Raw genomic sequence first — 4,055 nt, forward strand, 5'->3', positions numbered from 1 at the left:
CTCTACACGATGCTTATCGTCGACCACGACCGTAATGCATGGGTAAAACCGGAGGTCTATAGCTATCCGCTTTACATCTGTACACGCCCTGAAATGCTGTTTAAAGCAGTGATTGGAGCGAAATAACATGCGGTGGAACGGGCTGCTAAACCAAATGGTTAAAGATGTGCGCAACACTTTTGGGCAGCCCATCATCTACACGCGAAAGGACAATCAACAATCGTTTCAAATTACAGCGATTTACGGCATTAAACATTCGGAATCGGAGGCTGGTGGCAGAATCCCCACGACAATCGCAAAAAAGGAACTTGATCTTTGTATCAATGATATCGGGGGAATACCACCAAAACCTCAAGATAGTATTGTGATCATCTCTCCTGAAAATAACAAAGCCCCCTCTTCTCAAGAGCACTTCACTGTTACAGATGTCCAAGCCTCAGAATCCGGTATGTATAAACTTATCTTGCGAGAGATAAAGTAAAGATACGCTTATTTATTTTAAAAATATGAAGTCACCTATTGACAATACGGCAAAAATGTGTCTATTGTTGAGCTAGGTGCCTGAAAAACACCGAACGATAAGCGGATGGATTACCGAAATAATCTCCTCCCGCCGAAATTTAAAAACTTTGACTCATCACATGCTTTGTAGCATATAGTGGTTTTGTCGGGTGTGGTTACACTATACAATACCTTTGCGGGGAAAGTGTAACGACGGACTTATCGCCGTGTTTTTCAGCGCCCGGCACTCTCTTTAGAGTGTCAATGAAAAACATCTAACGATAAGGAGTTCTCATGAACACTCTTATTCCAATATTGGAACAAACAATTGATCAGGAAACTGTTCAAACTGTTAACGCGCGTGATTTGCATGCGTTTTTGGAAATAAAGTCTGAATTTAGAAATTGGATTAAAAATCGCATTAAAGAATGTAAATTTCAGGAAAATATAAACTTTATAACTGCGGTAAATTTTTACCGGGGTGGAAAAATAAAAGAATACCACATTACATTAGACATGGCTAAACATCTTTCGATGATAGAGCGTAATGACAAAGGACATGAAGCACGTCAATACTTTATCAAATGTGAACGGCTTTTGAAGCAAGTAACAACCCCACAAGTTGACTACTCCAAACCCGAAGCATTACTTGGTGTTTTGAACCATTTACAAAGTCAAATTGAGCAGAAAGATCATGTTATTGCAGAATTAGCACCAAAAGCAGAGGCACTTGAGGGTCTAAAGCGTTCTGATGGTTTGTTCGGTCTTATCGAAGCAGCGAAGATGTTGGAGGTACGACCAAAGGATTTAACGGATTACTTGCGTAAACATGATTGGGTTTACCGGCGTGCTCCAGGAGCGCCTCTGTTACCTTATCAAGATAAGATCAAGAAAGGATTCATGGACTGTCCTGCTATCACCATTCAAAGACCGGATGGTACAGAAAAGGTGCTCCCTTCAACAAAAATCACATCTAGAGGATTAGCATGTTTGAGAGAACAAATCCATGGAGGTGTACAATGAAGATAGATACCAACTTCTTATGTGATTTGTGGATAGCATTATCTCAATTTTCTAATGATGAAAATGTGAGCGACAAAGATTGTAGTGCTCTGGTTCAAACTATGAATGCAATAGAAAAGGTTCTAGTTTTAAAACTTCAAAATGACGTGCCTAATATTACAAAGATTTTGGCAATTCTTACAGATTTTGGAGCTTCAGAGCTACCACATAGCATGGATTCTTTGTTGCGAGCTTACGAATCAGATTTAGAGAGCCCCATTAAAAAGGTTGCTTAATTTAAAAAATAGAACTCCCCTCCCTATCGTTAAAGGTGGGGAGGTAGTCAAGAGACTTCTTTAGGTAAGAACTCAAAATGAACGGGTTTAAAACTAGTTAAGTCATAATCTGTAAGATCTGCAGTATCAACAAAGTTTTCTGCTTCTTCATCCGTCTTAAAAACGGGCATTTGTTTTAATTTAGAGGTTTTCATAAAAATTAAATTTCTTTTGATGTGTATAGAATTTTAAAAGATTCAAAGTTTAGAAGAAATGTATCTGTTTAAACTCACACCATTTTCAGCGGCTTGTATTGCAAGTTTTCTATGGAGTTCTGGTGGTATTCTTAATTGAAACTTACCACTGTATTTACCATGTGACAAAGGCACAGGAACTTCTTCTCCATTATGTTGCATGTCCTCCACAACTTCTGAAACAAGGTCCATAATGCCTTTTAAAGCTTTCTCTGCTTGAGCATCTAACCATGAAAGGGATGGGAATTCTGCACACAATCCGACATATTCCTCATCTTCTTGCGACCACAAAACACGATATGTATAATGATTATTGTTCATGTTTCATCCTTTCTATCGCTTGTAAGACTTGTTTGACTTGATAAGCTTTTGCTTTGTTACCAGAATCTTTTTGAATATTCACACGAGGATCACCAAGCCACGGTGTTTTAAAAACAAAGTGGCTTGTACCATTGTTCCGTGGTTCTCCAAAGAAATAGACACATACAGCCAACAAATCTGAAAACTTAATGTTCTTTGGTGATGCTTTCATCAAGCTGATTATTTTTTCAACTTTATTACTCATAACCAATGATAGTATCATTATTAATCCTAGTCAATCATTTTATGCACTTAATTGAACAGGAGCCCCCATGCATCCGAGAGAGACGATAAGGGAAAGCTTTGTTGCGTTGATAAAGGCAGCAAAAACAGTGGCTGGTGATAATGTTTTCAATATGCGCGATTTCAATTTATTTATTGAAACAATGCCAGCTATTAATATCTCAACACAAAGTGAAACAATTGAAGATGGACATGATTTTGGCTTAAGGCGGCGTGTTTTAACGCTAGATGTTGAGTGCTATGCAACATGTGAAGATGGCGCACGCTTTGTTGACCAATTAGCATGGGAAGTTGAAGAGATTTTCTATGCCAATCCCAATCTTAACAACAGCGTTGAAACATGCCGCTTACAAAATATTGCTTTTGCCTTTGGCGATAATGGCGCCCTAGCACTCCATGGGGCGGTTTTAACCTTTGAGATTACTTATGTGACAAATATTCCCTCCCCTAATGAAGCAGAAGGCATTGCAACCGCAAAAATTATTGAACCTTTCCTAGGCTTTGAACCAAAAACAGGAGCAAAAAACAAAGACAAATATCATAAGGTTGGAGAGAAACATGCTTGAGCGGCGTGATAAAGAAATTACCGATTTAAAGAGACGTGTGGCAAATATGGTTGTGGTGGGTAAGATTAGCCATGTCGACCATAAAAATGCACGCTATCGGGTAAAAAGTGGCAATCTTGTGAGTGATTGGATTCCAGATACCCAAGCCCGCGCTGGTAAAACATGTTCTTATGAAGGGCGTGACATTGGAGAGCAAGTCATTGTTGTCTCATCATCAGGCGATTTATCACAAGGAGTGATTGTTGGTTCACTTCACACCGATGCTAATCAAGCAGCCGATAAGGGCAGCATTCACCGAACGATATACCCTGATGGAACCAGCCTTGAATATGATGATGAACAAAATACTTATGGAATTCATATCAAATCAGGTGGAAAATTTCTTCTCACGATTGCTGATGGTGTGTCACTAAAAGGTGATGGTGGCAAGCTAGAGCTTACCGCACCGGAAGGCATAAAGATTGTTTCAGAAAGCGATATAAATTTAAACGCAAAAGGCAACATCTCTTTGAAGGCAGGTGGTGGCATTTCACTGAATTCGAATGATAGTCTCTCTCTTTATTCTGGGAATAATGTTTCCATTCATTCAAGTGGACTAAAGCATAACGGCACCAATGTAGGAGCAACACATGTTCATGGCGGTGTTACTTCTGGTGGCTCTATGACAGGAGGTCCCAATTGAACAGTGGAATGGACCGTACAACAGGCAAACCATTGGTTGGCATAGAGCATTTGCGGCAATCGATTATTGATATCTTATCAACACGCATTGGCACACGTGTAATGCGGCGTGATTATGGTTCACGTGTTGCTGAACTCATTGATGCACCGGTTAATAATGCTTTTGCTGTTGC

Annotated in this window: 9 protein-coding genes and 1 pseudogene; 7 read left to right on the plus strand and 3 right to left on the minus strand. The window is 39.5% G+C overall.

Going from position 1 to position 4,055, the window contains the following annotated elements; translation table 11 throughout:
* The 4 genes and pseudogenes from ACFIL3_RS09120 to ACFIL3_RS09135 all read left to right on the plus strand — a co-directional run.
* A pseudogene (locus ACFIL3_RS09120) lies at positions 1-126 on the plus strand (major capsid protein); the annotation flags it as partial.
* A gap of 1 nt (position 127) precedes the next feature.
* The gene (locus ACFIL3_RS09125) at positions 128-481 is read left to right on the plus strand and encodes a hypothetical protein (RefSeq protein ID WP_375682121.1); all 354 of its coding nucleotides are present in this window, start codon (positions 128-130) and stop codon (positions 479-481) included.
* A 314-nt stretch (positions 482-795) separates the two neighbouring features.
* Positions 796-1,524 carry an antA/AntB antirepressor family protein gene (locus tag ACFIL3_RS09130; protein ID WP_375682122.1) on the plus strand — a complete coding sequence of 243 codons (729 nt, stop codon included), beginning with the start codon at positions 796-798 and terminating at the stop codon, positions 1,522-1,524.
* Positions 1,521-1,799: a hypothetical protein gene (locus tag ACFIL3_RS09135; protein WP_375682123.1), complete on the plus strand. Its 279-nt coding sequence runs from the start codon at positions 1,521-1,523 to the stop codon at positions 1,797-1,799. The genes ACFIL3_RS09130 and ACFIL3_RS09135 overlap by 4 nt, the downstream gene beginning before the upstream one ends.
* Positions 1,800-1,846: 47 nt before the next feature.
* Here the strand turns inward: ACFIL3_RS09135 and ACFIL3_RS09140 are convergent, their stop codons facing one another.
* From ACFIL3_RS09140 to ACFIL3_RS09150, 3 genes are read right to left on the minus strand one after another with little or no spacing between them, the layout of a single operon-like run.
* Complete coding sequence (locus ACFIL3_RS09140; RefSeq protein ID WP_375637094.1) at positions 1,847-1,993, minus strand: CopG family antitoxin; 147 nt, start codon at positions 1,991-1,993, stop codon at positions 1,847-1,849.
* Positions 1,994-2,035: 42 nt separating this feature from the next.
* Positions 2,036-2,353: a type II toxin-antitoxin system HicB family antitoxin gene (locus ACFIL3_RS09145; protein WP_004856761.1), complete on the minus strand. Its 318-nt coding sequence runs from the start codon at positions 2,351-2,353 to the stop codon at positions 2,036-2,038.
* The gene (locus ACFIL3_RS09150) at positions 2,343-2,615 is read right to left on the minus strand and encodes a toxin HicA (RefSeq protein WP_273790312.1); all 273 of its coding nucleotides are present in this window, start codon (positions 2,613-2,615) and stop codon (positions 2,343-2,345) included. Before ACFIL3_RS09150 ends, ACFIL3_RS09145 begins: the two co-directional genes overlap by 11 nt.
* Positions 2,616-2,664: 49 nt before the next feature.
* Here ACFIL3_RS09150 and ACFIL3_RS09155 point away from each other — a divergent pair, with 49 nt between their 5' ends.
* The 3 genes from ACFIL3_RS09155 to ACFIL3_RS09165 form a co-directional block, all read left to right on the plus strand.
* Entirely contained in the window at positions 2,665-3,201 is a 537-nt protein-coding gene (locus tag ACFIL3_RS09155) for a hypothetical protein (RefSeq protein ID WP_375682124.1), read from the plus strand.
* Complete coding sequence (locus tag ACFIL3_RS09160; RefSeq protein WP_375682125.1) at positions 3,194-3,883, plus strand: phage baseplate assembly protein V; 690 nt, start codon at positions 3,194-3,196, stop codon at positions 3,881-3,883. Before ACFIL3_RS09155 ends, ACFIL3_RS09160 begins: the two co-directional genes overlap by 8 nt.
* Positions 3,880-4,055: GPW/gp25 family protein (locus ACFIL3_RS09165; RefSeq protein ID WP_375682126.1), on the plus strand; the 176-nt coding region annotated here is incomplete at its 3' end. The genes ACFIL3_RS09160 and ACFIL3_RS09165, both read left to right, overlap by 4 nt.

Source organism: Bartonella sp. CE47NXGY (assembly GCF_042195415.1).
Taxonomy (GTDB): Bacteria; Pseudomonadota; Alphaproteobacteria; order Rhizobiales; family Rhizobiaceae; genus Bartonella.

Bases quoted from the DNA above. Each gene is read 5' to 3' on its own strand.
- ACFIL3_RS09125 (WP_375682121.1), top strand. From the start codon at position 128: ATGCGGTGGAACGGGCTGCTAAACCAAATGGTTAAAGATGTGCGCAAC.
- ACFIL3_RS09130 (WP_375682122.1), top strand. From the start codon at position 796: ATGAACACTCTTATTCCAATATTGGAACAAACAATTGATCAGGAAACT.
- ACFIL3_RS09135 (WP_375682123.1), top strand. From the start codon at position 1,521: ATGAAGATAGATACCAACTTCTTATGTGATTTGTGGATAGCATTATCT.
- ACFIL3_RS09140 (WP_375637094.1), bottom strand. From the start codon at position 1,993: ATGAAAACCTCTAAATTAAAACAAATGCCCGTTTTTAAGACGGATGAA.
- ACFIL3_RS09145 (WP_004856761.1), bottom strand. From the start codon at position 2,353: ATGAACAATAATCATTATACATATCGTGTTTTGTGGTCGCAAGAAGAT.
- ACFIL3_RS09150 (WP_273790312.1), bottom strand. From the start codon at position 2,615: ATGATACTATCATTGGTTATGAGTAATAAAGTTGAAAAAATAATCAGC.
- ACFIL3_RS09155 (WP_375682124.1), top strand. From the start codon at position 2,665: ATGCATCCGAGAGAGACGATAAGGGAAAGCTTTGTTGCGTTGATAAAG.
- ACFIL3_RS09160 (WP_375682125.1), top strand. From the start codon at position 3,194: ATGCTTGAGCGGCGTGATAAAGAAATTACCGATTTAAAGAGACGTGTG.